1 protein-coding gene is annotated in these 1,057 nt (G+C 51.9%); it reads left to right on the forward strand.

Going from position 1 to position 1,057, the window contains the following annotated elements:
- Positions 1-77 precede the first annotated feature (77 nt).
- The gene (locus V6E55_RS25495) at positions 78-1,001 is read left to right on the forward strand and encodes an IS5 family transposase (RefSeq protein ID WP_016338361.1); all 924 of its coding nucleotides are present in this window, start codon (positions 78-80) and stop codon (positions 999-1,001) included.
- The last annotated feature ends 56 nt before the right edge of the window (positions 1,002-1,057 follow it).

The following is a 1,057-nucleotide window of genomic DNA, read 5'->3' on the forward strand; positions in this document are numbered from 1 at the left end:
GGCTTTGTTGAATAAATCGAACTTTTGCTGAGTTGAAGGATCAGATCACGCATCTTCCCGACAACGCAGACCGTTCCGTGGCAAAGCAAAAGTTCAAAATCACCAACTGGCCCACCTACAATAAAGCCCTCATCAACCGTGGCTCCATAACTTTCTGGCTGGATGATGAAGCTATTCAGGCCTGGTATGAGTCGGCAACGCCTTCATCACGGGGAAGACCTCAGCGCTATTCTGATCTCGCCATCACCACCGTTCTGGTCATTAAACGCGTGTTCAGGTTGACCCTGCGGGCTGCACAGGGTTTTATTGATTCCATTTTTACACTGATGAATGTTCCGTTGCGCTGCCCGGATTACACCAGTGTCAGCAAGCGCGCAAAGTCGGTTAATGTCAGTTTCAAAACGTTCACCCGAGGTGAAATCGCGCATCTGGTGATTGATTCCACCGGGCTGAAGGTCTTTGGTGAAGGCGAATGGAAAGTCAAAAAACACGGCAAAGAACGCCGTCGTATATGGCGAAAGTTGCATCTGGCAGTTGACAGCAACACACATGAAATCATCTGTGCAGACCTGTCGCTGAACAATGTGACGGACTCAGAAGCCTTCCCGGGTCTTATCCGGCAGACTCACAGAAAAATCAGGGCAGCATCGGCAGACGGCGCTTACGACACCCGGCTCTGTCACGATGAACTGCGGCGTAAGAAAATCAGCGCGCTTATCCCGCCCCGAAAAGGTGCGGGTTACTGGCCCGGTGAATATGCAGACCGTAACCGTGCTGTTGCGAATCAGCGGCTGACCGGGAGTAATGCGCGGTGGAAATGGACAACAGATTACAATCGTCGCTCGATAGCGGAAACGGCGATGTACCGGGTAAAACAGCTGTTCGGGGGTTCACTGACGCTGCGTGACTACGATGGTCAGGTTGCGGAGGCTATGGCCCTGGTACGAGCGCTGAACAAAATGACGAAAGCAGGTATGCCTGAAAGCGTGCGTATTGCCTGAAAACACAACCCGCTACGGGGGAGACTTACCCGAAATCTGATTTATTCAACAAAGCC

The sequence above is a fragment of the Enterobacter sp. 342 genome (assembly GCF_036663495.1).
Taxonomy (GTDB): domain Bacteria; phylum Pseudomonadota; class Gammaproteobacteria; order Enterobacterales; family Enterobacteriaceae; genus Enterobacter.